Source organism: Paenibacillus catalpae (genome assembly GCF_900112695.1).
Taxonomy (GTDB): domain Bacteria; phylum Bacillota; class Bacilli; order Paenibacillales; family Paenibacillaceae; genus Pristimantibacillus; species Pristimantibacillus catalpae.
The window spans coordinates 1-23823 of sequence record NZ_FOMT01000009.1 but is presented as its reverse complement, the minus strand read 5'-3'; the positions used below and the strand labels follow the sequence as shown (position 1 = coordinate 23823).

Here is a 23823-nt window from a genome sequence, read left to right as displayed (position 1 = left end):
ATCGTTAACTAGACTTTTTTGCCAAAAAAATCCTGTACCCTTTATCCTTCGTTACCTCTTCGACATCGCCAAACAATGTATCCAGCTTGGCTTCCGCTGACGGAGCGCCCTGCTTCTTCTGAATGACGACCCACATCTTACCGCCGGGTTTTAATCGCTCATAACCCTCTTCAAATATACGATGAACGACCTGTTTGCCCGCCCGAATAGGAGGATTGGTCAAGATCACATCATAGCTTTTGTCCTTCACAGATTCATAGATATCGCTCTGCAGAATCGTAACATTTGTAATTCCGTTAAGCTTCGCATTTTCTTGTGAGAGCTCAACGGCACGTTCATTAATGTCGATCATGGTTACATGCCCCTCCGGCGCTAGTTTCGCCGCAGTTAATCCGATGGGCCCGTAACCGCAACCGACATCCAGCACTTGAGCAGATGGCGCAAGAACGAGCGCATCCAGCAGCACACGACTGCCATAATCGACACCTGATTTTGAGAAAACGCCGGCATCCGTCATAAATCGCAGCGAATAGCCTCGAAGATTCGCCTCATGTATTTGCCTATCATGCTTCACTCCCGGAGTTTGAGAGTAATAGTGGTCCGACATCTCTTTGGCCTCCTGCTTATCGCTCTTTATCGCATAAACATGCAACGAACCCCTTGAAACGTGACGTTTCAAGGGGCCCGTTATTATAGCTTGAAGCGAAATTACTTCACTTCTACAGCAGCGCCAGCTTCTTCAAGCTTAGCTTTAACCGCTTCTGCTTCTTCTTTAGCTACTTTTTCTTTGATTGCTTTTGGAGCGCCGTCAACCAGGTCTTTCGCTTCTTTCAGGCCAAGACCTGTGATTTCGCGAACAACTTTGATTACGTTGATTTTCGAAGCGCCAGCGTTGTTAAGGATAACGTCGAATTCAGTTTGCTCAGCAACTTCTGCTGCGCCGCCTGCAACAACTGCAACTGGTGCAGCAGCTGTAACGCCGAATTCTTCTTCGATTGCTTTAACAAGATCGTTCAGTTCAAGAACAGTCATAACTTTAATCGCTTCTAAGATTTGCTCTTTAGACATGGTTATACCTCCGAAAGTGGTTTAATTTTTTTTGGTTTATGCCGCCTTCCGAGGAAGGTCAGCAGTTTGAACATGGTTTATGCAACAGCTCTTATTAAGCTGTTTCTTTTTGCTCGCCGACTGCTTTAACCGCAAGCGCGAAGTTGCGCATTGGAGCTTGCAGGACGCTGAGGAGCATGGAGAGCAAGCCTTCGCGGGACGGAAGTTCCGCCAGTGCTTTAATCTCTTGCGCACCTACTACTTTACCTTCAACAACGCCGCCTTTTAATTTCAGCGCGTCATTCTTTTTAGCGAAATCGTTCAAGATTTTCGCTGGTGCTACGGCATCATCAACGCTGAAAGCAATGGCTGTAGGACCAACCAAAATGCTGTTCAGTTCTGTCAATTCCGCAGCTTCAGTCGCACGGCGAACGAGCGAGTTTTTCAGTACTTGGAATTCGATGCCAGCTTCACGAAGCTGTTTACGAAGTTCAGTTACTTGCGCAACGTTCAATCCGCGATAGTCAGCAACGACCGTGCTGGAGCTCTCACGAAGTTTCGCTGTGATTACTTCAACCGCCTGTTGTTTCTCTTGGATGATTTTTGCGTTTGCCAAAACGTACACCTCCCGTAATATTTGTACATTCCGTATATGACAAGCTTCCTCTGCTTAGGGTGCATGAGAAAGGCCTCCACAGCGACTGCGAAGGCCATGATATATTGTTGCCGCAAAGTTAATCGCGCGCAAGTCTATTTATCATAACACCTCGGTAGGAAATTAAGCCTTGCGGCACCTACTGTCTACGGTATGCGTATTCGAATGTTAGTTCCGATTTCTTGTTTAACTTAACGGTAAACCGCTACGTTAACACGAGCGCCAGGGCCCATTGTCGAAGAAACGGAGATGTTTTTCAGGTAAACCCCTTTAGCTGCTGCCGGTTTAGCACGGTTCAGAGCATCGATCAGAGACTTAAGGTTTTCGTTAAGTTTCTCTGCGTCGAAGGAAACCTTGCCGATTGGAGCATGGATTTGACCTGCTTTGTCCAGACGGTATTCGATTTTACCAGCTTTGATTTCTTGAACAGCTTTAGTAACGTCGAATGTTACCGTACCCGCTTTAGGGTTAGGCATAAGACCTTTACCGCCGAGGATACGACCCAGTTTGCCAACTTCAGCCATCATGTCCGGCGTTGCTACGCAGACGTCGAATTCGAACCAGCCTTGTTGGATTTTGTTGATCATGTCCGCATCGCCTACGAAATCAGCGCCAGCAGCTTCCGCTTCTTTTGCTTTTTCGCCTTTCGCGAATACGAGAACACGTTTCGTTTTACCAGTACCATGCGGAAGTACAACAACGCCACGAACCGCTTGGTCTTGTTTACGAGGGTCAACGCCCAGACGTACAGCTACTTCAACGGACTCGTCGAATTTTGCTGTAGCGGCTTTCTTCACAAGCTCAATAGCTTCCAAAGACTCGTAAGTTGCTTCGCTGTTGATCAGCTTAGCTGCTTCTAAATACTTTTTACCGTGTTTAGCCATTTGAGTTCTCCTCCTTTGTGGTTATAGCGGAAAATTCCCCTAATGGGACTCCTCCCACTTGTGCAAAGCCTAAGCTCTGCCGAACACCGTCTTATCGACGGCCCTGTGCAGTGACCGCAAGCGGTCAGCAGCACAATTAGTCAACGATAGTTACACCCATGCTGCGTGCAGTACCTTCAATCATAAGCATTGCTGCCTCAACGGAAGCTGCATTCAGGTCAGGCATTTTTTGCTCAGCGATCTCACGTACTTTCGCACGGTTAACCGTAGCAACTTTCTTTTTGTTTGGTTCACCGGAACCCTTTTCGATACCAGCTGCTACGCGAAGCAATACTGCTGCCGGCGGAGTTTTAGTTTCGAAAGTGAAGGAACGGTCTTCAAACACTGTGATAACAACCGGGATAATCAATCCCGCTTGATCTGCAGTACGAGCATTGAATTCTTTACAGAATGCCATAATGTTAACGCCTGCTTGACCAAGTGCTGGACCAATCGGCGGAGCCGGATTAGCTTTGCCCGCAGGAACCTGCAGTTTGACCATTTTGATAACCTTTTTTGCCATGACTTAACACCTCCTTACACTGGTAATCCCAAACCTGGAAACAAAGATACTAGATCTTCTCCACTTGAGTATAATCAAGCTCAAGAGGGGTTTCCCTGCCAAACATGTTGACATGCACCTTAAGCTTCGCTTTGTCGAGTAGAATTTCTTCTATCGTACCAACAAAGTCTGCGAAAGGCCCTTCTTTTACGCGCACGGTTTCCTTCAGGTCGAATTCAATCTTCGGCTTCGGTTCTTCCATGCCCATATGCTTCAGAATCTGTTCAACTTCATCTGGCATAAGCGCAATTGGCTTGGAACCAGAACCCGTCGACCCTACAAATCCTGTGACGCCCGGTGTATTGCGAACTACATACCATGAATCGTCAGTTTGAACCATCTCCACCAGGACGTAGCCGGGATAGACTTTACGTTGAACGGTCTTTTTCTTACCGTCCTTCTCTACCACTTCTTCTTCCATCGGAACCAGAACGCGAAAGATCTTATCTTCCATGCCCATCGATTCGAGGCGACGCTCCAAATTGGCTTTCACTTTGTTCTCATAACCGGCGTAAGTGTGTACGACATACCATCTTTTTTCCATTCCAATCCACCTTTGGACCCTTCTTAAACAATCAGTTCAACTAGAGACGAGATCCCGATGTCAAGAAGCCAAAAGTAAATCGTCACAAACGCGATCGTTAGAAGTACGACGATCGAATAGCTTGTCAACTCTTTACGGTTTGGCCAGCGAACCTTCTTAAGTTCTGCCCAGCTGTCGGCAAAGAAACTAAACGTTGTTCCGAAGCTTTGCTTCAGTTTAGCCAAAAATGCCACGTCAACACCTCCATTGACTATCTCGTCTCGCGATGAGGAGTCTGCTCGTTACAGAACTTGCAAAACTTCTTCAACTCGATGCGGTCGGGGTGATTGCGTTTGTTCTTGCTGCTCGCATAGTTTCTCTGTTTGCAGTTTGTGCATGCCAACGTGATAATTACCCGCATTGAATTACACCTCCCGAACTGCTAAATACGGATTACGACGGCATAATAGATATTACGTCGTCCCAACATCAACCCCAATACGAAACAAAGCCTCGCATTTAAGGCCTACCTAAAACAATTTATCACACGGCATATTCCATGTCAATGGAAACATAGGCTGGGCCGTAGCGAATATTATGGAAAAATGGCGACACCAGGAAGCTCGTCTCTACCATTATCGTCATAATTCCAGCTTTTAAAACTAAAATGAGCTGTCCTTCGCCTCTGGCCTGATGCCGAACGAAAGAACAGCTCATATCTACTCTACAGATCCTATAGAGATTAATAGCCTAACTACTGAGATCCCTAACTTCCAAATAACGTTCCAGCTTGCGCTTTACACGCTGCAAAGCATTGTCGATCGACTTCACGTGTCTGTCGAGATCTACCGCAATCTCCTGATACGATCTACCGTCCAGGTATAGCATGAGCACTTTCCGCTCCAGATCGCTCAATATCTCGGACATCTTGTCTTCGAGTCCGACAAATTCCTCTTGATTAATAATAAGCTCCTCCGGATCAGATACCCGGGTACCGCAAATCACATCAAGCAAGGTACGGTCAGAGTCTTCGTCATAAATCGGCTTATCCAGCGAAACATAAGAGTTAAGCGGAATATGCTTCTGCCTGGTAGCCGTCTTGATTGCCGTTATTATCTGCCGTGTAATACACAGTTCCGCGAAAGCTTTAAAGCTCGCAAGCTTGTCCCCTTTAAAGTCGCGAATAGATTTATAGAGTCCGATCATGCCTTCCTGCACGATATCTTCCCGATCGGCCCCGATAAGAAAGTATGAACGCGCCTTGGCACGGACAAAGTTCTTATATTTGTTGATCAAATATTCAAGAGCTAGACTGTCGCCGTTACGAACCGCTTCTACGATATCCTCGTCAGAACTGCAGTCATACTCAAGCGTACTCCATTTTTTGAGGTCGATGCTCACGAACTATCCCTCCGGCCTGCAAGGCGTACGCCGCTAGATTCATATGCAACCTATCGGAGTGGCTTCTTGCCACAACGATTAAACAAGACAATACAGCGATAAAACTACCGTTCTCATCACTAAATATAGAGTCAGTATACATTATGTAATCTTACACCGTCAACCGATTTGCCATTTCGAGAGAGTCGTATTAATAGAAATTCTGTAATTTTATGGATGAAAATGAAGACTATTTGCCGCCGCGGCGGAGACGCTCGAGCTTGGTGCGCACCTCAAGGCTAAGATTGCCGTCGAGCGTGTTGCGCTTTCCGGGAGTGTCTTCGCGCAGCGTAAGCTCGATCTGCTTGCGGTTTTGCTGAATATTAATGAGAAGCTCCCGGGCTGATAACCGAAGCGCTCCTTTGCCAAAAGCCACATGCTGCTCGACAAGATCGGAAGTGGCGACAAATACGTTGCGGCGCCTTTGCATCAGCTCGCTGACCAGCCGTTCAATGCATTCGTCCGCCGTTTCTTTCTCCTTGGTATAGACAATCGTCAGCTTGTGATGCCGGTAAGTGGCACCCAGCCCGGGCACTTGATGGGCGTCAAATACAACGTACACCGTCATCCCCGAGAAGCCCTGGTAGTCTGCCAGCATATCCAGCAGCTTGTCCCGCGCTTCCTCCAGATCGATTTCTTTCAGCTTCTCAAGCATAGGCCAGGCGCCGATCATATTATAGCCGTCCACCAGCAAAATATCATTGCGCCGGTTCATCGGCTATACACTCCGGCGCTGCCTGACCACTTCGTACATCAGAACCCCCGCCGCAACGGATGCGTTCAAGGAATTAAGACGGCCGTGCATCGGCAGCTTCACAAGGAAATCACATTTTTCCTTGATCAAGCGTCCCATTCCTTTGCCTTCATTCCCAATCACGATCGCAAGCGGAAGATCAAACTTCGTCTTATACACATCCTGCGGCGCGCTCACGTCCGTGCCTGCTACCCACACGCCTTCTTCCTTCAAGCGGTCGATCGTCTGCGCCAGGTTTGTCACCCGCGCAACCGGTACATGCTCCGCCGCACCTGCCGACGTCTTGAGAACGGATGCGGTCAGGCCTACGGAACGGCGCTTCGGAATAATAACGCCGTGCACGCCGGTACACTCGGCTGTACGCAGAATAGAACCGAGGTTATGCGGATCTTCAATCTCATCAAGAATGAGCAGGAACGGCGTTTCGTTCAGCTCACGCGCTCTAGCGAGCAGATCCTCCACTTCTGCGTAGGCAAAAGCTGCTGCCTGGGCAACAACGCCCTGGTGCTGCACACCCTCCACCATCGTATCCAGCTTGCGCTTGTCCACAAATTGTACAATAACGCCATGTTGTTTGGCTTCCGCCACGATCGGCTGAGTCAGACTTTTCTGAGCCCCTTCAGCGATCCAGATTTTATTAATATCACGTCCGGAACGAAGCGCCTCCATAACAGGATGCTTGCCGGCAATCATTTCTTCTTGGTTGTAACGTTCTGTCACGCTTGCCCCTCCTTCTCATCCTGCTGCTCTTCCATTGACGGTGCAACTGCCGCTTCAAACAATTCATGCAGGCGGTCTACCCGTCCTTCATAGTACAAATATCCGACCAGACATTCCAATGCCGTAGCCTGCCGGTAATCAGCCGGATCGGCATTTTTCGGCGGCGCCCCCGATTTCGTATTACGGCCGCGCCTTACGATATCCGCTTCCTCCTCCGTCAGCATCGGCTGCCATTTCTCGAGGAGCTTGCGCTGGGCTTTCGCCGATACGATCTTGGTGGCTTCGCGGTGTAGATGATGCGATTTATGATTAGGAAACGATACCAGGTACTGCCTGACCAGCAGCTCAAACACGCTGTCTCCCACATAGGCGAGCACAACCGGATTAATGAGCTGTGTCTTCTTGGCAGGCCGGTGGAACAAAAGGGCCGCTCCTGCTCCCTCCCCCTGCACCGCTTCCTCCATGCTTTCCTTTTCCCGTTCATGACTGTTCAATATAACACTTCCTCCATTCGATAGGCGGTAGAGGCCTACAGGCGCCGCCAACGAATCCCTTGCGGAGTGTCCTCTAGCGCAATGCCTTTTTCTGTGAGCAGGTTACGAATTTCATCGGCCCGCGCCCAGTTCTTCGCTTTACGGACTTCTGTCCGCTCCACGATTAGAGCTTCGATCTCTTCATCCAGCAGTTCTGCATCCGCACCCGCTTCCGGCAGCAGACCAAGAACAGCGTTCATCTGCTCAAGCGCCGCAAGCAAAGCAGCAGTGCCTTCCGCTGTCGCATCCGAGCGGTTCAAATACTGATTCGCTTCTGATACCAGTTCGAACACAGCCGTAATCGCATCCGGAGTATTGAAGTCATCGCCCATTTTCGCTTCGAATTGCGCCTTAATCCGCGACAATCTTTCGCCAAGCTCCGTACCAACGTTCGCCGCTTCCGCCTGACCTCCAAATGCGGATAGACGGTGTCTCAGGTTTGACGCGCAGTTCGCAATCCGCTCCACACTGTTCTCTGCCTGCGCAATCGTTTCATCGGTGAAGTTAAGCGGGCTGCGGTAGTGCGTCGACAAAATAAAGTAACGGATAGCAGCCGGTTTTACCCGCTTCACAAGTTCGTTAACGGTAATCCCGTTGCCGAGCGACTTGGACATTTTCTCGTTATTGATATGAATGTAGCCGTTATGCATCCAGTAGTTCGCAAGCGGCTTGCCGGTCAGCGCCTCGGATTGGGCAACCTCGCACTCATGATGCGGGAACTGCAGGTCATGGCCGCCGCCATGAATATCAAGCGTATCACCCAAATATTCACGCGCCATCGCGGAGCACTCAATGTGCCAGCCCGGACGTCCCGGTCCCCATGGGCTCTCCCAGTTAATTTCACCCGGCTTTGCCCCCTTCCACAAGACGAAGTCCTGCGGATTTTCCTTGCGGTCGCCTATCTCGATCCGGATTCCGAATTGAAGCTCCTCCAGATTCTGATGGGACAGCTTGCCGTAATCCTCGAACTTCGATGTCCGGTAATACACATCGCCTTCGCTTGCATATGCATAGCCTGTGTCGACAAGGCCTTGAATAAACGCGACGATCGATGGGATATGCTCGGTAACGCGCGGATTAAGCGATGCCTTATGCACGCCGAGCGAAGCAATATCTTCGTTAAACGCCTTGATGAACTTATTTGCAACTTCCGGAACGGTAACACCCAATTGCTCAGCCTTCTTGATCAGCTTGTCGTCTACATCCGTAAAGTTCACAATGTAATTCACGTCATAACCCGCATATTCAAGATAACGGCGCACGACATCGAAGAAAATAACCGGACGCGCATTACCGATATGAATATAGTCATAGACCGTAGGTCCGCATACATACATTTTTACTTTTCCCGGCTCCTGCGGGACGAATGTTTCTTTTGCACGTGTCAGTGTATTGTAAATTTGCACATTCATGATCTCGTTTCTCCTCCAGCTACAGGCTCCCGAAGCTTCTCCAGCTCGGACTTTAAGCCATCTATTTCTTTTTGCATTTCTCGGAACATCTCAATAACAGGGTCCGGCAGCTGCTTATGGTCTAGCCGGTCGCCTACCCGTTCCCCATTACGTCTGACGACGCGCCCCGGGTTGCCCACAACCGTGCAATTATCCGGCACTTCACGCAGCACGACGGCATTAGATCCGATATTGGAATTATCGCCAACACGGAACGAGCCTAATACTTTCGCTCCTGAACCAATAACGACATTATTACCGATGGTGGGATGGCGTTTGCCTCTCTCCTTGCCGGTTCCCCCAAGCGTTACGCCTTGATAAATAACGACATCGTCGCCGATCTCGCATGTTTCCCCAATAACAATTCCCATTCCGTGGTCAATGAACAAACGCTCCCCGATGGTTGCCCCCGGATGAATCTCGATGCCCGTCATGAAGCGGCTGAACTGCGAGACGATACGCGCGAACGTAAACCATCCTTTGCGGAAAAGCTTATGCGCAATCCGGTGCGCCCATATCGCGTGCAGGCCCGAATACGTAAATACGACTTCGAACCGGCTTCGCGCCGCCGGGTCATTCTCAAATACTGCATTAATGTCTGAATGCAAATGGCGAAACATGCGTGTTCTCCTCTCCCATGTGCAGCGGCCCCCCGCAAGAAAACAAGGCAATTAAGGTGAAAATAAAAAAAGCCCCCGCAGCATCGAAATGCTGCAGAGGCGGGCGTGTAACGTCGCGGTTCCACTCTGCTTGAACAAACCAGGGTTGCGGACCTAGAGCCGCATATGAGCTTAGGCCAGCCTTATCCGGCTGTTCGTCTTAAAGCCTGTAACGTTGGCTGATACGTTGCTGCCTACCCCGCTCCGCCAGCTTCGGTATACGAAGTGGAAGGACACGGATCGGAACAAAGCTCCCAGGTGCAATTTTCCGCCCCCCGAATTAGACAACTTGCAGCCTGCATCCCTACATGCCAATAACATATCGGCTTTAGGCTAATGCTGATTGTCCTCTCTGAAAATCCGGCAAAACGTACTTTTCCTGTTCATGGCTTTTATAAGTCATCGAGTTGTAATTAGTAACAGTATACAGAATCCCTATGAGGGTGACAAGGAATTTATCCCATGGCTTGTCAACCTTGTCGCCCCGGGTATTCCTTAGCCCAGACGGCCGTTAAGACGGTTAATGACCTTGTCGCGTCCAAGCAGGGCAATCGACTGGTTAAGGTCAGGGCCATGCGTCTGGCCGGTAAGCGCGGCACGGATCGGCATAAATAGCTGCTTGCCCTTGAAGCCTGTTTCCTTCTGAACCGCCTTGATCCAGTCTTTAATGCCGTCAACGGTAAAGGCGGAGGCTTCATTCTCTTCGATCTTTGCAAGGAAAGCGGCCAGTACAGCCGGCACCTGCTCTTCTGCAAGAACTGCCGAAGCTTCCTCTTCATCCACAACCGTATCGCGGAAGAACAACTCTGTCTGCGCGACGATATCCGATGCCGCACGGAGTTTGTCCTGGTACAGGGCAGCAAGAGCCGTTACCCACTCACGGTCTGCTCCGTCAAGCTGCTCCCCAATGCGGCCGGCTTTTTGCAGATGCGGCAGACACAGGTCAACGAGACGCTGGAGGTCGATCTTTTTCATATATTCTCCGTTCATCCAGCTCAGCTTCTGCGTATCGAACACGGCAGGGCTTTTGCTCAGTCGCTCAGCGGTAAACACTTCAACGAGCTGCTCATGCGAGAAAATTTCCTGCTCACCTTCAGGCGACCAGCCAAGCAGGGCAATAAAGTTAAACAACGCTTCCGGCAGGTAGCCGAGATCGTCGTACTGCTCGATGAACTGGATGATCGACTCATCGCGTTTGCTGAGCTTCTTGCGGCTTTCATTCACGATCAATGTCATATGGGCAAACTTTGGAACTTCCCAGCCAAGCGCTTCATAAATCATCAGTTGGCGAGGCGTATTGGAGATGTGGTCCTCACCGCGCAGCACATGGCTGATCTTCATCAGGTAATCGTCGATAACAACGGCGAAGTTGTACGTCGGAATACCATCCTTCTTCACGATAACGAAGTCGCCCATCTCCGTTGTATCGAAGCTGATCGAGCCTTTCACCATATCGTCCCACGCATAGGTCTTGCCTTCCGGCACACGGAAACGCACGCTTGCTACGCGGCCTTCCGCTTCAAAGGCCTGACGCTGATCCTCCGTCAGATTGCGGTGGCGTCCGGAATAACGAGGCGTCTCGCCGCGGTTCATCTGCTCTTCCCGCTCCTGTTCAAGCTCTTCCTCCGTGCAATAGCAGCGGTATGCAAGTCCGCGGTCAATCAGATCCTGCCAATACTCCTTGTAAATATCAAGGCGCTCCGTTTGGCGGTAAGGACCATAGCCTCCGCCAATATCAATGCTCTCATCCCAATCGATGCCGAGCCATTTCAAATATTTCAGCTGGCTTTCTTCCCCGCCCGCCACATTGCGTTTCACGTCTGTATCTTCAATCCGGATAATGAATTTGCCGCCAAGGCTGCGTGCATACAAATAATTAAATAAGGCCGTTCTGGCATTACCGATATGTAAATGACCCGTCGGGGACGGTGCATAGCGGACTCTCACTTCTTGTGTCATGGCTAGAATACCCCTCTCGTATAACTTAAACCGTTACTTGATTATACCATCCTTGATCAAGCAGACAACCGATTGGGACGCAATTCCTTCGCCTCTGCCGGTAAAACCAAGCTGTTCGGTCGTCGTCGCCTTCACATTCACCTGCTCGATGTCTGCTTCCAGCGCGCGTGCAATAATTTCCGCCATTTGCGGAATATACGGTGCCATCTTTGGACGCTGCGCGATAATCGTGGAATCACAGTTGCCCAGCTTATACCCCCGCTCCTTCGCAAGCGACCATACGTGCTCCAGCAGCTTCAGGCTGTCGGCATCTTTAAATTCCTCAGAAGTATCCGGGAAATGCTTGCCGATATCGCCAAGTCCAAGCGCCCCCAAAATCGCATCTGAAATGGCATGCAGCAGCACGTCCGCGTCGGAATGGCCAAGCAATCCCTTCTCATAAGGAATCGTAACGCCACCGATAATACAAGGGCGTCCCTCCACCAGTTGATGCACGTCAAAGCCTTGTCCTACTCGAATCATTGTTCGTTCTCCTCTCTCTTTCGTTTCTCTAACAAAAACTCCGCCCAAGGCAGATCGTCCGGCGTCGTAATTTTAATATTCGTATAGTCGCCTTCCGCAATAACGACTGGCGCGCCTGTCCTTTCCACCACCATGGCATCATCCGTACCGAGAAAAAGCTCCTCGGCCGCACGTTCATGCGCTTCCGTCAGCAAATCACGACGAAAAGCTTGCGGCGTTTGTATCGCCCACAAGCTTCGGCGGTCCGGTGTTGAAACGATCAGACCTGTGTCATCTACCTGTTTAATTGTATCCTTGACCGGTACGGCAAGGACAGCTGCGCCGCTCTGCTCAGCCTTCTCGCAGCAGGCACGTATCGCCTTCCGCGTAACCAGCGGCCTGACGCCGTCATGCACCATGACCCACTCAGCAGCCTGTGACAACGCCTTGATCCCGGCATGGACCGAGTGCTGCCGCTCGCTGCCGCCAGCCACCACTGCAGTGACCTTGCCCAGCGTGTACTCTTGTACCAGCCGGGTACAGCGCTCGACATCGTCAGCACCAACCACAAGCGCTATATCCGCAATCTCGTCCATCGACTGGAACAGCTCCAGTGTATGAACGAGAATAGGTTTTCCGTGCAGCGGCAAATACTGTTTGCTTTCTTTGGTTCCCATCCGCGAACCGCGTCCGGCCGCAACGACAACCGCTCCCCAATGTGCATTCATAGCCTAATCTCCCTCGTACGTATAAACAACTACTCCCTACTATACAAGGTTACAGCGCTTTTTCCAACAGCTTCGGTTTTGCGAATATCATTCGGCCTGCCGATGTTTGAAGAACACTTGTGACCAGCACTTCCATCGTTGTGCCGATATAGTCGCGTCCGCCTTCGACCACAATCATCGTGCCGTCATCGAGATAGGCAACGCCTTGCCCATGTTCTTTGCCGTCCTTAATAACTTGTACGATAATTTCTTCTCCGGGAAGGACGACCGGCTTCACTGCATTGGCCAGATCATTAATATTGAGTACCGATACCCCTTGCAGCTCGCATACCTTGTTCAAGTTGAAGTCATTCGTAACAACCTTGCCTTTGAGTACTTTCGCCAGTTTGACCAATTTACTGTCCACCTCGCTTATTTCTTCAAAGTCTCCCTCGTAGATCAGCACCCGGACATCAAGCTCTTTTTGAATTTTGTTCAAAATATCGAGCCCGCGCCGTCCGCGGTTGCGTTTGAGCAGGTCCGAAGAATCCGCAATATGCTGCAGCTCTTCCAGCACGAACTCAGGGATAACAAGAGTGCCCTCGATAAAGCCGGTTTTGCAAATATCCGCAATTCTGCCGTCAATGATCACGCTGGTGTCCAAAATTTTATGTTCTTCAAACCCGCTTGTCTCATCCACTGCCGGCTGAATTGCACGCTGCTCCAGAATAACCGTAGCCGCAGCCGCCAGCTCGTCCTTCTTGTGAAGACCGATCCGAAGACCTAAATAACCGAAGAAGAGGGACATCACTGCCGGAATCAACAGACCCGGACCGCCAAGCTTTGATACCGCCGGATATAAGAGTACGGACAAGAGCAGTCCCGCGAGGAGTCCTCCGCCCCCGGCCAGCAAATCTTTCATCGGCATTTCAGCTGTTTGCTCAATTCCGCGCTGCATAAACCGGATAATACGCCCTGCGGCCATACTCGCAACAAGAAGTCCAAAAAGTGCTCCAATCGCGAAATAATACAAACTTGTTCCCTGCCAAATACCAAGGGACGATTGCGTCCAGCTCTCTATGCCATTTGTTCTGCCCTGCACTTCTAATCCTGCCAGTCCTCCAAATAGTAAACCGGCCAATTGAATCATTCGTTTCATCATAAATACCACCTCCATTACAATTATGTTCCAATAATGGACGGGCTAAACCGTAGGATCGTGAATGATTTTTCATTTTGAAATGATGGCAAGGTATGCTTATAATGGAATTAGCAGTTATAGCAGATGAAGCTGATGAAAGAGGTGGAATCGATGAGCGCTCCAACGCTGGAGCAATTCCAGCAGCAAGTATCGGAACTATTGCTTAGACATCGCAGCTTGTTAGATGTCATGTCCAAATTTGGTCAATCCGGTGCGTCCGTTAACCGTGCAGTTACGAAGGCCGTGACGGATTGCGGTTGTATTGAGCTCAACGCGCGCAAGCAAGAGTATGCAGATGAACCCAATCTCGAGAGTGCTAAATCTACGCTTCAAAGCCATATCTCCGGAGATGTGTGTGAATCCTGCCGCGACGTGCTCAAATCCGAACTCGGACGGAATCTGTTCTACATGACCGCGATGTGCAATCTGCTGGATATTCAATTAGACGAAGTTGTCGCCAATGAATATGACAAATGCTCAACACTTGGATTGTTTAACTTAACGTAATCATCAAAAAAGGAGCTGTCCCTCGTTCTCGTCTATGACGAGTCCAAGGAACAGCTCCCTTCTTTTTATATTTTCGGTTTTACCCGGGGTCCCTGCAAAGTACTCGGAATAAGCTTCAGAGCATTTTGCTTCACTTTGTGGGGTTATTTATGCAGTCGTCTCCGATTGTACATTTTCATCCTGTACATCTTTGCCGCGGCGTTTGCGGACGCGTTTCTTCAGACGTCCGTCAACGTTTTTTTTTAAGCCATAAAGCGCATATAACAGCATCGGTACAAAGATAATTTTAGATAACTGATCAGGGAATTGGATCCCAAGGAAAATAGCCAATGCGATTACAAATGGAATCGCCCACATGGCACCCTTGGAAATGCCGATTTTTTTAAAGTTCGGATATTTAATCGTACTAACCATAAGCAGGGACAACACAAACGTGCTCGCTAACAATACCGAAACTGCAATATCATCCTGGAACAGCGCAAGCGTGGACAACACGCCTCCGGCAGCAGGAATAGGAAGGCCGATAAAGTATCCCGGTTTCCCGGCTACCACATTAAATCGTGCCAGCCTCAATGCACCGCAGATCGGAAACAGCGCAGTAATAATCCAGGCTATGGTTGGGTTAAGTTCTTGAAAGGCTACGACATACATAATAAAAGCCGGCGCTACGCCGAACGAGATCACATCGGATAACGAATCGAGCTCTTTGCCGAACTCGCTTTGCGCGTTCAGCGCACGTGCTACACGGCCGTCCACGCCGTCAAGCAGCATCGCAATAATAACCATCATCGCGGCTGTTTCCGGCTTTTCATTAAACACGAGAATAATGGCGGCTATTCCTAGGAATAAGTTCCCGACCGTGAGAAGGCTCGGTATCGACTTTGTGATCATCTATTCCACCTCTTCTCTACTATGCCCTAAAACCGTTTACTAATGTATGATCGGAATTCGGTACACATTCCATCCATTGTATGAGATTTAAATTTGTCTGTCAATGAACATCTGCTCCTGGATCCGTTTCAAGCCGTCCTTAATGGCACGTGCCCGAACCTCTCCAATTCCGTCTACTTCATCAAGCTCATCAATGGTTGCCATCAGAATGTGAGGCAGCCGGCCGAACCGTTCAATGAGGTTATTCATTATAATTAATGGCAGACGAGGTATTTTATTCAGCAGTCTGTAGCCGCGCGGCGATACGGCTTCCTCCGCCATCGCTGCCGTATGGGTATACCCGAGAAGGCGGATGATTGGCGGCGCATCAAGCAGATCCTCAGAGCTAAGCTTCTTGAGTGCTGCCCGTACTTCGCGAATCTTTTCATCCGAATTATCTTTGGCATAATCCTTAAGCAAGTACCAGGCATCTTCATCAACGCCGTTAACAAGTTCCTCCATCTGCATGGCGATTAGGCGTCCTTCGGTACCAAGCTCCGTGACATACCGCTTGATTTCCATTTTGACCCGCAGCACCATCTCTACACGCTGAACAACATGCGCTACTTCCTGCAGCGTCACCAGCTCCTCGAACTCAAGAGCGGACAGATTGGTCAGTGACTGGCTAAGTACAACCTTGTATTTCTCAAGCGTCTGAATCGCCTGATTGGCCTTGGTCAATATTACCCCCATCTCTTTGAGCGAATAACGCAAATTGCCTTGATACAACGTAATGATATTACGGCGCTGGGAGATCGATACAACAAGCTTACCGGTTTGCTTCGCCACACGCTCCGCTGTACGGTGGCGTATACCGGTCTCGATCGAAGGGATCGAGTTGTTCGGGATAAGCTGTGTATTGGCATACAGGATCCGTTTCATATCCTCGCTAAGGATAATCGCCCCGTCCATCTTGGCCAGTTCATACAAATAGTTAGGCGAGAAATCACAATTGATGGAGAATCCTCCATCAACGACTTCCATCACTTCGGGACTATACCCTACTACAATTAGCGCCCCCGTTTTGGCCCGAAGTACATTATCAAGCCCATCACGGAACGGGGTGCCTGGTGCAACTAACTGCAAAAGCTGATTCATTATTTCTAGCTGACTTTGTTCCTTCATCATTTGCCCCCTATCCAAGTGCCGCGGACAGCGCTTCTGCAACCGTACTCACGCCGATAATCTCAATGCCCTCTGGCGCCTTCCAGCCTTTCAAGCTCTTCTCCGGCATAATGACGCGCTTGAAGCCAAGCTTCTCCGCTTCCTTCACCCGCTGCTCGGCACGGGACACCGCCCGTACTTCGCCTGTTAAGCCGATCTCGCCGAAAATAACGTCGTAAGGCCGAGTCGGTGCATCACGAAAGCTTGATGCCAGCGATACAGCCGCAGCTAAGTCGACTGCCGGCTCATCCAGCTTCACGCCGCCCGCTACATTCAAATAGGCATCCTGCGTTTGTAGAAACATGCCGATCCGCTTTTCTAATACTGCAATAATTAAGGCCATCCGGTGATGGTCAATCCCTGTAGACATCCGCCGCGGCGACGGGAAGTTCGTTGCAGCGACAAGCGCCTGAAGCTCAACGAGCACTGGCCTTGTTCCTTCCATGCTGGCTACTACCGTAGAGCCGGATACGCCAAGCGGGCGTTCCGACAAGAACAGCTCTGACGGATTGAGCACCTCACGCAAGCCTTCTTCACCCATTTCAAAAATGCCGATCTCGTTAGTGGACCCGAACCGGTTCTTAACCGCACGAAGCAGCCGGTATGTATGATGACGCTCACCTTCGAAATAAAGCACGCAGTCAACCATATGCTCCAGCAAACGAGGACCTGCAATCGCGCCTTCTTTCGTTACATGTCCGACAAGCACGGTTGCAATCCCGTTAATCTTTGCTACGCGCATGAAATGCGCCGTACATTCCCTGACCTGTGCGACGCTCCCCGGTGCCGATTGGACACTGGGATCATAAACCGTTTGGATGGAGTCAATGACGAGAAAGTCCGGCTGCACCGTTTCTATCGCATCATTAATTTGTTCCATATTCGTCTCGCATAGGACAAACAGCGATTCCGTCAGAGCACCAAGCCGGTCAGCACGCAGACGGGTCTGCCGGACCGATTCCTCCCCGGAAATATAGAGCACCTTTAATCCTTTGGATGCCAGGGCATGCGAGGTTTGCAACAGCAGCGTTGATTTTCCGATTCCGGGATCTCCCCCTACCAGAATGAGCGAGCCCGGTACAACGCCTCCGCCCAGTACACGGTTAAGCTCATGCAACCTGGTTTCAATCCGCGGTTCCTGCCCACTTTCTATGTGTATGATGGATTGCGGCTTTTCTTTCGTCTGAGCCACACGAAGACCGACACCTTGTGTCTTGATAACGGTCTCTTTTTCCTCTACCATCGTATTCCAAGACTGGCAGCCCGGACATTTCCCCAGCCATTTCGGCGATTCCGTCCCGCATTCAGTACATACAAACTTCAGCTTTATTTTTGCCATACAAGGCTCCTTTTAACAAGCGTTACCATTTAAAAGTTTACCATTTTATCCGGAGGGTATAAACCCCTTCTTACGAACTAATGTACGGATCCCTGTTTCCAGATAACAAAAAAGCTTTCCCTACTCCAATAATGGAATAAAGAAAGCTTGTGTTTTCAACGCAAAACTTATGCTGCTCCTTAAAATTACGAGATCGCCGCTGCATCTCTTGACACGAGAATGCGATGCGTCGTCAGGTGCGAGCCGAGCATGATTTGCTCCCCTTCGCCTTCCTGCCCTTTTCCTCCTTCGGCCTGCTTACTCCCTTTGTGGGCGTGTGCTTGCCTGAAAGAGTCACTGCTGACCCAGCCCTCAAAGGAAGCTTTGTTCTCCCAGGTCGTGCAGACTTTCAGTTCATCAAAGTCGGCCAGTCCTTCCGTCAGCATAACCTCCATTCGTAAAAAGCCTGCAGATTGTTCAATGCCTTTTGTTTTCTGGAACCGTTCGGCTACCTCTTCGCCGTGACCTTTTTTTATTTTTATCGTATTCGTAACAACGATCATAATAAGTCCCTCCATCATTCCAAACTTCACATTTTTCAGCTTTCTATCCTTACAGCCAGCATATACGATAATGATTCTCATTGTCAAATGGATTGAAAAACAAGGCTGCCCAGTAACCTCACCAGGCAGCCTTGTTGATTAACGCATTATTTCGTAGCAGGCTCTTCCGATACCGCTTCGGACTTGTTCACCGTCAACTCGCCATCCTTCTCGTCGATCGTGAAGGAATCGCCTTTGCGGATCTTGCCAAGCAAGAGGTCCTCAGACAGCCGGTCTTCGATATGCTTCTGAATGGCACGGCGCAGCGGACGAGCACCGTACTGAGGATCGAAGCCTTCCTTCGCGAGGAAGGCCTTCGCCGCGTCCGTGAGGACGAAGTCAACCTCTTGCTCACGCAGCCGTTTGCGAAGCTCTTCGGACATCAGCGTTACGATTTGAGCGATATGCTCTTGCTCCAGCGAATGGAACACAATCGTTTCGTCGATCCGGTTCAGGAACTCCGGACGGAAGCTTTTCTTCAGCTCTGCCATAACTTTATCTCTCATTTGATTAAATTCGCGGCCCGAATCGTGTACCGCTGTAAAACCAAGCGAAGAGTTGCGTTTAATTTGATCCGCGCCAACGTTCGACGTCATAATGATCAGCGTATTGCGGAAGTCAACCACTCTGCCTTTGGAATCGGTCAAACGGCCGTCTTCCAGTACTTGCAGCAGGATGTTGAATACTTCCGGATGCGCCTTCTCGATTTCGTCGAGGAGGACAACGGAATAAGGTTTGCGGCGGACTTTCTCGGTCAGCTGACCGCCCTCTTCATAGCCGACATAACCTGGAGGCGCTCCGACGAGACGGGAGGTCGAATGCTTCTCCATATATTCCGACATATCGATACGGATAACCGCATTCTCGTCACCAAACATCGCTTCCGCGAGTGCGCGGGCCAGCTCGGTTTTACCAACCCCTGTAGGACCGAGGAAAATAAACGAGCCGATCGGACGTTTCGGATCTTTCAGACCTGCACGTGCTCTGCGGATCGCTCTGGACACTGCCTTAACAGCATCCTCTTGACCGATGACACGGTCATGGAGAATCGATTCCATATTGAGCAGACGCTCTGTCTCTTCTTCCGCAAGCTTGCTAACCGGAATGCCGGTCCAGCTTGCAACCACTTGTGCGATATCTTCAGGCGTTACTTCGGAATCCGTGCGGCCTTGTTTTTCTTTCCATTGGTTCTTCGTCACGTCGAGCTCTTCACGGATTTTTTGCTCCGTATCCCGAAGGGCTGCCGCTTTCTCGAACTCCTGGCTTTGAACCGCTGCGTCTTTCTCCTTGCGGATATCCTCCAGACGGTTCTCCAGTTGTTTCAGGTTAGGCGGTACCGTGTACGAGTTAAGTCTTACTTTCGAGCTCGCCTCGTCGATCAAGTCGATTGCTTTATCCGGAAGGAAGCGGTCTGTAATGTAACGGTCAGACAGCTTCACCGCTTGAACAATCGCTTCATCGGTAATTTTCACCCGGTGATGCGCTTCATAACGGTCTCGCAGTCCGTGAAGAATTTGAATCGCTTCTTCCGGCGACGGCTGATCAACCGTAATCGGCTGGAAGCGGCGTTCCAGCGCGGCATCCTTCTCGATGTATTTGCGGTACTCATCAAGCGTTGTTGCGCCGATGCACTGCAGCTCACCGCGTGCAAGTGCTGGCTTCAGAATATTGGAAGCGTCGATTGCGCCCTCAGCACCGCCTGCACCAATAAGCGTATGAAGCTCATCAATGAACAGGATAATGTTGCCGGCTTGACGGATCTCATCCATAATTTTTTTCAAACGGTCTTCGAATTCGCCGCGGTATTTGGTACCAGCTACAACCGAACCCATATCCAGCGTCATGACGCGTTTGTCGCGAAGTGTTTCCGGAATTTCGTTTGCAATAATCTTCTGAGCAAGACCCTCGGCGATTGCTGTTTTACCAACGCCAGGCTCACCGATCAGAACCGGATTGTTCTTTGTACGGCGGCTGAGCACTTGAATGACTCGCTCGATTTCCTTGCTTCGGCCGATAACCGGATCCAGATTACCCTCACGAGCGTAAGCTGTCAGGTCACGAGCCAATCCGTCCAGCGTAGGCGTGCTCACATTGGAAGGAGAGCCATGGTTGCTGGATACCGCTTCGCTGCTGCCAAGCAGCTGTAACACTTGCTGACGCGCTTTGTTCAGGCTGATGCCTAGGTTGTTAAGAACCCGGGCTGCTACGCCTTCCCCTTCACGAATCAGACCAAGCAGAATATGTTCTGTCCCTACGTACGTATGGCCAAGCTTTCTTGCTTCATCCATCGATAACTCGATAACTTTCTTCGCTCGTGGTGTGTAGGCAATATTCGTAGGCTGCTCTTGACCACGTCCGATCAACGCTTCGACTTCATCTTGAATTTTCTCAAGTCCAAGACCAAGCCCAATTAAAGCCTTCGCTGCAATGCCTTCCCCTTCGCGAATCAAGCCGAGCAAAATATGCTCTGTACCAATATTATTGTGACCAAGACGAACCGCTTCCTCCTGCGCCAAGGCAAGTACCTTTTGCGCTCGCTCCGTAAATCGTCCAAACATCATGTTTCATGCACCCCCATGCTCGGTTTGACCCCGCAATTGATTGCGGATTAATTCGGCCCTGCGGTAATCCCGCTGATCAGCGCTCATCTTCTCGTTGAACGTCTGCTGCAGGAACCCGGGCTGTGTCATTACAATTAATTCATTTAAAGATTGGCTTGTGACGTGCTCAAGTAATCCCAGATCAACGCCAAGCCTTACATCAGACAGCCGCTGTGCAGATTCTTTGGAATCCATGACCGCCGCATAAGACAGAATGCCGTAGGATCGTCTTACCCGGTCTTCAATTCTCAGCCGGGACTCGGACATCAACCTTTGGCGGGCTGCCTTCTCATGCTCGATAATCTGATGGGCTACACCATGCAAATTATCAATGATCTCGCTCTCGGTTTGACCAAGCGTAATCTGATTCGAGATTTGGAACAGATTACCTAGCGCCTCGCTGCCTTCCCCATACATCCCCCGGACAGCGAGCCCAACCTGCGTGACAGCCGACAGTATGCGGTTAATCTGCTGAGTGAGCACAAGCGCCGGCAGATGCATCATCACCGAAGCGCGAATACCAGTCCCGACGTTCGTCGGGCAGGTGGTCAAATACCCTCTCTTCTCATCAAATGCGTAATTAGCTTCCTCTTCAAAAATATCATCGATCTGATTGGCCAATGTCCAGGCCTCTTTGACCTGAAAGCCCGGATACAGACATTGAATACGAAGATGATCTTCTTCGTTAATCATGATGCTGACCGATTCATTTTCGCTTAGGATGACCGCCCCTCCTCGTGACTCATTTGCCAGGTTCGGGCTGATCAAATGCTTCTCCACTAATACCCTTCTCTCCAGCTCGCTTAGCTCCGACAAAATAATGGTTTCGAAACGACCGACTGGATCCAGCTTGCCGGATTGCGCTATTGCAGTAAGCTGATTCATCACTTCAAGCGACTGCTGATTGGTAGCAAGCATCGGGAATGGAAAGTGCCTCAAGTTTCGCGCAATGCGTACTCGGCTGCTTATGACGATTTCGGAGTCAGGTCCAACTCCCTTCATCCAATCGCTTAACGCTTGCTCAGAGAAACGACGACTCGCCAAGAGTAACCCTCCTTCGTGCGCCTTACAGATCTACTATTTTACGCTCCAGCTCACGGATTCGATCACGAATATGAGCCGCGCTTTCAAATTCTTCTTGTTCGATACGGCTTTGCAAATCTCGCCGCAGCTGTTCAATCTCTCGCTTGTACTGAATTTGGCCGCCGGAACGCTTCGGTATTTTACCGACATGTACCGAATTGCCATGTACCCGTTTCAGCAATGGATCTAACCTATCGGAAAATTGGCGGTAGCAGTTGCTGCAGCCGAATCTGCCGATCTTGCTGAATTGCGTATACGTCAATCCGCAATGCTCGCAACGGATCATTTCTTGTTGCTTGGCGCTGTTAGCGCCAGTGGTGCTGCTCGGATCGAAATCGAGAAGGCCCGACAGCAGACTGTGAATAGAGAAACCGTTTGGAGCGCCGGGGATGCCTTCTCCCCGTTCCCTCGCACAGGATTCACAGATGTGAAATTCGGTTTTTTCACCGTTCACGATTTTCGTAAAATGAAGCGTTGCCGGCTTCTTGCCGCATTCTTGGCAAATCAAGCCGAATCCCCTCCTTCCGGTGTAACCTTCTCAGGCGCTTATTTGGCTAATAAAGATATCAGCATGGAGCGTAGTAACCTGGCTCTGATCTCATCACGAAGCGGCAGCTTTACAGCAATCGTATCGCGGTCAACCGCGGCCCGAAGCAGATTCGCTTCCCGTTTCGTAATTAGTCTTGCCTCTTCCAGCTGATAAATCAGCCCCTCCGCCACGCTTTGCTCGACACAATCACCAATCGTTTGATGGATATGGAATTGGATCGTCTTAAGCGCCGGCAGGTCTACCCGTTGAATACGGATATAACCGCCGCCGCCGCGCTTGCTTTCAACCATGTAGCCCTTCTCTAAAGTGAACCGGGTACTGATTACATAATTGATCTGCGACGGAACGCAGGAAAACTTGTCTGCCAGTTCATTGCGTTGAATTTCAACGGCGCCTTCCGGGCTTTCCTGCAACATGTGCTTCAAGTACTGCTCGATGAGATCGGAAATGTTACGCAAAATTTACCAACCTCCTGGCGACATGAGCTGTGGATGCATTTAAGGAAATGCTGCCCCAACTGACTTTGACTTTCTTTGACTTTAACTTTATTATACGCAAAAATCAGGAAAGGTCAATACATGGAATTTCAATTTTCTGATAATTTGACACTCATACTATCGCCATTATCTATCATGGTGCGGATGGAGCTGATTTATACACAGTCCGTCTCAATAACAAGCAGCAGCCGGTGTATTCCAAGCTATTCCTCCACGGAATACACACACTTGTGAATAAGCCCGTGTATAAAAGATCAAACGATGCACGTGCTCTATATAGTTATTCAACCATATGCTGCGTATTGTAAACAGGCTGCGGACAAAAGGTTTGTTCGCACGAGCTCTATCCACCAGGTTATTCAGTTATCCCTACCGCTAAAGCGCATGAATACAGGGATTTCACCATTTATACACAACTTTATCTACAAAGCGACAGATAAATTGCAATTGAGCGACTATTCACATGTGGATATCAAAACAAAAAAGCAGCTTAATCCTAGTGTGGATCAGCTGTTCAGGGTGTGGATGAACCGTTGATAAGTGAGGAGTAGTGGAAACAAAAAGCCTGCCGCTAAATGCGACAGGCTCTTCATTGCTTGGCGACGTCCTACTCTCCCAGGACCCTGCGGTCCAAGTACCATTGGCGCTGGAGGGCTTAACGGTCGTGTTCGGTATGGGAACGCGTGGTTCCCCTCCGCCATCGCCACCAAACGTAAGGCGTTATTTGCGCCTTGAAAACTGGATGCGAAAGTTTGAATTCCTTAAGTTCAAAGCCTATGCTTTCGAAGTACAACTACTTCGTATTTATTAGGATAAGCCCTCGACCGATTAGTATTCGTCAGCTCCACACATTGCTGTGCTTCCACCCCGAACCTATCAACCTCGTCGTCTTCAAGGGGTCTTACTAATTGGGAAATCTCATCTTGAGGGGGGCTTC

At 50.0% G+C, this 23823-nt stretch carries 28 protein-coding genes, 2 rRNA genes and 1 other annotated feature; of the genes, 1 reads left to right on the top strand and 29 read right to left on the bottom strand.

Features of this window, described 5'->3' with window-relative positions; all coding sequences use genetic code 11:
- Positions 1 to 4: 4 nt before the first annotated feature.
- The 19 genes from BM200_RS28595 to BM200_RS28510 all read right to left on the bottom strand — a co-directional run bounded on the left by BM200_RS28595 (position 5) and on the right by BM200_RS28510 (position 13596).
- Positions 5 to 607, bottom strand: coding sequence for a class I SAM-dependent methyltransferase (locus tag BM200_RS28595; RefSeq protein WP_091190684.1), 603 nt, complete (start codon positions 605 to 607; stop codon positions 5 to 7).
- Positions 608 to 708: 101 nt separating this feature from the next.
- The gene (rplL, locus tag BM200_RS28590) at positions 709 to 1068 is read right to left on the bottom strand and encodes a 50S ribosomal protein L7/L12 (protein ID WP_015847236.1); all 360 of its coding nucleotides are present in this window, start codon (positions 1066 to 1068) and stop codon (positions 709 to 711) included.
- A 94-nt stretch (positions 1069 to 1162) separates the two neighbouring features.
- A complete protein-coding gene (rplJ, locus tag BM200_RS28585; protein ID WP_091190681.1) occupies positions 1163 to 1663 on the bottom strand; it encodes a 50S ribosomal protein L10 in 501 nt (166 codons plus the stop codon).
- A 57-nt stretch (positions 1664 to 1720) separates the two neighbouring features.
- Positions 1721 to 1872 (bottom strand) — a sequence feature (ribosomal protein L10 leader region).
- Positions 1873 to 1893: 21 nt separating this feature from the next.
- Positions 1894 to 2586 (bottom strand): 50S ribosomal protein L1, encoded by a 693-nt coding sequence (gene rplA / locus BM200_RS28580; RefSeq protein WP_091190679.1) that lies wholly within the window; start codon positions 2584 to 2586, stop codon positions 1894 to 1896.
- Between the two features lie 136 nt (positions 2587 to 2722).
- Complete coding sequence (gene rplK / locus BM200_RS28575; RefSeq protein ID WP_091190677.1) at positions 2723 to 3148, bottom strand: 50S ribosomal protein L11; 426 nt, start codon at positions 3146 to 3148, stop codon at positions 2723 to 2725.
- A 49-nt stretch (positions 3149 to 3197) separates the two neighbouring features.
- Entirely contained in the window at positions 3198 to 3731 is a 534-nt protein-coding gene (gene nusG, locus BM200_RS28570) for a transcription termination/antitermination protein NusG (protein ID WP_091190675.1), read from the bottom strand.
- Positions 3732 to 3754: 23 nt separating this feature from the next.
- Positions 3755 to 3964 (bottom strand): preprotein translocase subunit SecE, encoded by a 210-nt coding sequence (secE, locus tag BM200_RS28565; RefSeq protein ID WP_091190672.1) that lies wholly within the window; start codon positions 3962 to 3964, stop codon positions 3755 to 3757.
- Positions 3965 to 3981: 17 nt separating this feature from the next.
- Positions 3982 to 4131: a 50S ribosomal protein L33 gene (gene rpmG / locus BM200_RS28560; protein WP_015847242.1), complete on the bottom strand. Its 150-nt coding sequence runs from the start codon at positions 4129 to 4131 to the stop codon at positions 3982 to 3984.
- 329 nt (positions 4132 to 4460) lie between these two features.
- Positions 4461 to 5111, bottom strand: coding sequence for an RNA polymerase sporulation sigma factor SigH (gene sigH / locus BM200_RS28555; RefSeq protein ID WP_091190671.1), 651 nt, complete (start codon positions 5109 to 5111; stop codon positions 4461 to 4463).
- Between the two features lie 229 nt (positions 5112 to 5340).
- Positions 5341 to 5865, bottom strand: a complete 525-nt coding sequence (locus BM200_RS28550; protein ID WP_091190668.1) for an NYN domain-containing protein — start codon at positions 5863 to 5865, stop codon at positions 5341 to 5343.
- A 3-nt stretch (positions 5866 to 5868) separates the two neighbouring features.
- Positions 5869 to 6597: a 23S rRNA (guanosine(2251)-2'-O)-methyltransferase RlmB gene (gene rlmB, locus BM200_RS28545; protein WP_091190770.1), complete on the bottom strand. Its 729-nt coding sequence runs from the start codon at positions 6595 to 6597 to the stop codon at positions 5869 to 5871.
- 23 nt (positions 6598 to 6620) lie between these two features.
- Positions 6621 to 7118, bottom strand: coding sequence for a Mini-ribonuclease 3 (locus BM200_RS28540; protein ID WP_425434640.1), 498 nt, complete (start codon positions 7116 to 7118; stop codon positions 6621 to 6623).
- 35 nt (positions 7119 to 7153) lie between these two features.
- Positions 7154 to 8569, bottom strand: a complete 1416-nt coding sequence (gene cysS / locus BM200_RS28535; RefSeq protein WP_091190666.1) for a cysteine--tRNA ligase — start codon at positions 8567 to 8569, stop codon at positions 7154 to 7156.
- A complete protein-coding gene (cysE, locus tag BM200_RS28530) occupies positions 8566 to 9228 on the bottom strand; it encodes a serine O-acetyltransferase (RefSeq protein WP_091190664.1) in 663 nt (220 codons plus the stop codon). Before cysE ends, cysS begins: the two co-directional genes overlap by 4 nt.
- Before the next feature lie 171 nt (positions 9229 to 9399).
- Positions 9400 to 9531 (bottom strand): hypothetical protein, encoded by a 132-nt coding sequence (locus tag BM200_RS30695; RefSeq protein WP_281248458.1) that lies wholly within the window; start codon positions 9529 to 9531, stop codon positions 9400 to 9402.
- 231 nt (positions 9532 to 9762) lie between these two features.
- The gene (gene gltX / locus BM200_RS28525; protein ID WP_091190661.1) at positions 9763 to 11226 is read right to left on the bottom strand and encodes a glutamate--tRNA ligase; all 1464 of its coding nucleotides are present in this window, start codon (positions 11224 to 11226) and stop codon (positions 9763 to 9765) included.
- A gap of 33 nt (positions 11227 to 11259) precedes the next feature.
- On the bottom strand, positions 11260 to 11748 hold the full coding sequence (gene ispF / locus BM200_RS28520; RefSeq protein ID WP_091190658.1) for a 2-C-methyl-D-erythritol 2,4-cyclodiphosphate synthase: 489 nt from the start codon (positions 11746 to 11748) through the stop codon (positions 11260 to 11262).
- Positions 11745 to 12455, bottom strand: a complete 711-nt coding sequence (gene ispD / locus BM200_RS28515; protein ID WP_091190656.1) for a 2-C-methyl-D-erythritol 4-phosphate cytidylyltransferase — start codon at positions 12453 to 12455, stop codon at positions 11745 to 11747. Before ispD ends, ispF begins: the two co-directional genes overlap by 4 nt.
- A gap of 49 nt (positions 12456 to 12504) precedes the next feature.
- Entirely contained in the window at positions 12505 to 13596 is a 1092-nt protein-coding gene (locus BM200_RS28510; protein WP_091190654.1) for a PIN/TRAM domain-containing protein, read from the bottom strand.
- A 150-nt stretch (positions 13597 to 13746) separates the two neighbouring features.
- On the opposite strand from BM200_RS28510, the gene BM200_RS28505 reads away from it, so the two are divergent.
- Positions 13747 to 14142, top strand: coding sequence for a nucleoside triphosphate pyrophosphohydrolase family protein (locus BM200_RS28505; protein WP_091190766.1), 396 nt, complete (start codon positions 13747 to 13749; stop codon positions 14140 to 14142).
- A gap of 147 nt (positions 14143 to 14289) precedes the next feature.
- On the opposite strand, the gene pssA is transcribed toward BM200_RS28505, so the two are convergent.
- From pssA to BM200_RS28450, 10 genes are all read right to left on the bottom strand, one after another.
- Positions 14290 to 15033 (bottom strand): CDP-diacylglycerol--serine O-phosphatidyltransferase, encoded by a 744-nt coding sequence (gene pssA, locus BM200_RS28500; protein WP_091190652.1) that lies wholly within the window; start codon positions 15031 to 15033, stop codon positions 14290 to 14292.
- Positions 15034 to 15120: 87 nt separating this feature from the next.
- Positions 15121 to 16197 carry a DNA integrity scanning diadenylate cyclase DisA gene (gene disA, locus BM200_RS28495; RefSeq protein WP_091190650.1) on the bottom strand — a complete coding sequence of 359 codons (1077 nt, stop codon included), beginning with the start codon at positions 16195 to 16197 and terminating at the stop codon, positions 15121 to 15123.
- A 10-nt stretch (positions 16198 to 16207) separates the two neighbouring features.
- Entirely contained in the window at positions 16208 to 17575 is a 1368-nt protein-coding gene (radA, locus tag BM200_RS28490; protein WP_091190648.1) for a DNA repair protein RadA, read from the bottom strand.
- 185 nt (positions 17576 to 17760) lie between these two features.
- Positions 17761 to 18117 carry an antibiotic biosynthesis monooxygenase gene (locus tag BM200_RS28485; protein WP_091190646.1) on the bottom strand — a complete coding sequence of 119 codons (357 nt, stop codon included), beginning with the start codon at positions 18115 to 18117 and terminating at the stop codon, positions 17761 to 17763.
- A 146-nt stretch (positions 18118 to 18263) separates the two neighbouring features.
- Positions 18264 to 20717, bottom strand: a complete 2454-nt coding sequence (gene clpC / locus BM200_RS28480; protein WP_091190643.1) for an ATP-dependent protease ATP-binding subunit ClpC — start codon at positions 20715 to 20717, stop codon at positions 18264 to 18266.
- 3 nt (positions 20718 to 20720) lie between these two features.
- Positions 20721 to 21800, bottom strand: a complete 1080-nt coding sequence (gene mcsB / locus BM200_RS28475) for a protein-arginine kinase McsB (RefSeq protein WP_091190641.1) — start codon at positions 21798 to 21800, stop codon at positions 20721 to 20723.
- Between the two features lie 22 nt (positions 21801 to 21822).
- A complete protein-coding gene (mcsA, locus tag BM200_RS28470; RefSeq protein ID WP_091190639.1) occupies positions 21823 to 22347 on the bottom strand; it encodes a protein-arginine kinase activator protein McsA in 525 nt (174 codons plus the stop codon).
- 38 nt (positions 22348 to 22385) lie between these two features.
- The gene (locus BM200_RS28465) at positions 22386 to 22847 is read right to left on the bottom strand and encodes a CtsR family transcriptional regulator (protein ID WP_091190636.1); all 462 of its coding nucleotides are present in this window, start codon (positions 22845 to 22847) and stop codon (positions 22386 to 22388) included.
- A gap of 633 nt (positions 22848 to 23480) precedes the next feature.
- Positions 23481 to 23597: ribosomal RNA gene (rrf, locus tag BM200_RS28455) — 5S ribosomal RNA — on the bottom strand.
- 97 nt (positions 23598 to 23694) lie between these two features.
- Positions 23695 to 23823: ribosomal RNA gene (locus BM200_RS28450) — 23S ribosomal RNA — on the bottom strand; the annotation flags it as partial.

Excerpts from the sequence above, each read along its gene's own strand:
- BM200_RS28595 (WP_091190684.1), bottom strand. The coding sequence starts at position 607 with ATGTCGGACCACTATTACTCTCAAACTCCGGGAGTGAAGCATGATAGG.
- rplL (WP_015847236.1), bottom strand. The coding sequence starts at position 1,068 with ATGTCTAAAGAGCAAATCTTAGAAGCGATTAAAGTTATGACTGTTCTT.
- rplA (WP_091190679.1), bottom strand. The coding sequence starts at position 2,586 with ATGGCTAAACACGGTAAAAAGTATTTAGAAGCAGCTAAGCTGATCAAC.
- rplK (WP_091190677.1), bottom strand. The coding sequence starts at position 3,148 with ATGGCAAAAAAGGTTATCAAAATGGTCAAACTGCAGGTTCCTGCGGGC.
- nusG (WP_091190675.1), bottom strand. The coding sequence starts at position 3,731 with ATGGAAAAAAGATGGTATGTCGTACACACTTACGCCGGTTATGAGAAC.
- rpmG (WP_015847242.1), bottom strand. The coding sequence starts at position 4,131 with ATGCGGGTAATTATCACGTTGGCATGCACAAACTGCAAACAGAGAAAC.
- BM200_RS28550 (WP_091190668.1), bottom strand. The coding sequence starts at position 5,865 with ATGAACCGGCGCAATGATATTTTGCTGGTGGACGGCTATAATATGATC.
- rlmB (WP_091190770.1), bottom strand. The coding sequence starts at position 6,597 with ATGATTGCCGGCAAGCATCCTGTTATGGAGGCGCTTCGTTCCGGACGT.
- cysS (WP_091190666.1), bottom strand. The coding sequence starts at position 8,569 with ATGAATGTGCAAATTTACAATACACTGACACGTGCAAAAGAAACATTC.
- cysE (WP_091190664.1), bottom strand. The coding sequence starts at position 9,228 with ATGTTTCGCCATTTGCATTCAGACATTAATGCAGTATTTGAGAATGAC.
- gltX (WP_091190661.1), bottom strand. The coding sequence starts at position 11,226 with ATGACACAAGAAGTGAGAGTCCGCTATGCACCGTCCCCGACGGGTCAT.
- ispF (WP_091190658.1), bottom strand. The coding sequence starts at position 11,748 with ATGATTCGAGTAGGACAAGGCTTTGACGTGCATCAACTGGTGGAGGGA.
- ispD (WP_091190656.1), bottom strand. The coding sequence starts at position 12,455 with ATGAATGCACATTGGGGAGCGGTTGTCGTTGCGGCCGGACGCGGTTCG.
- BM200_RS28510 (WP_091190654.1), bottom strand. The coding sequence starts at position 13,596 with ATGATGAAACGAATGATTCAATTGGCCGGTTTACTATTTGGAGGACTG.
- BM200_RS28505 (WP_091190766.1), top strand. The coding sequence starts at position 13,747 with ATGAGCGCTCCAACGCTGGAGCAATTCCAGCAGCAAGTATCGGAACTA.
- pssA (WP_091190652.1), bottom strand. The coding sequence starts at position 15,033 with ATGATCACAAAGTCGATACCGAGCCTTCTCACGGTCGGGAACTTATTC.
- disA (WP_091190650.1), bottom strand. The coding sequence starts at position 16,197 with ATGAAGGAACAAAGTCAGCTAGAAATAATGAATCAGCTTTTGCAGTTA.
- radA (WP_091190648.1), bottom strand. The coding sequence starts at position 17,575 with ATGGCAAAAATAAAGCTGAAGTTTGTATGTACTGAATGCGGGACGGAA.
- BM200_RS28485 (WP_091190646.1), bottom strand. The coding sequence starts at position 18,117 with ATGATCGTTGTTACGAATACGATAAAAATAAAAAAAGGTCACGGCGAA.
- clpC (WP_091190643.1), bottom strand. The coding sequence starts at position 20,717 with ATGATGTTTGGACGATTTACGGAGCGAGCGCAAAAGGTACTTGCCTTG.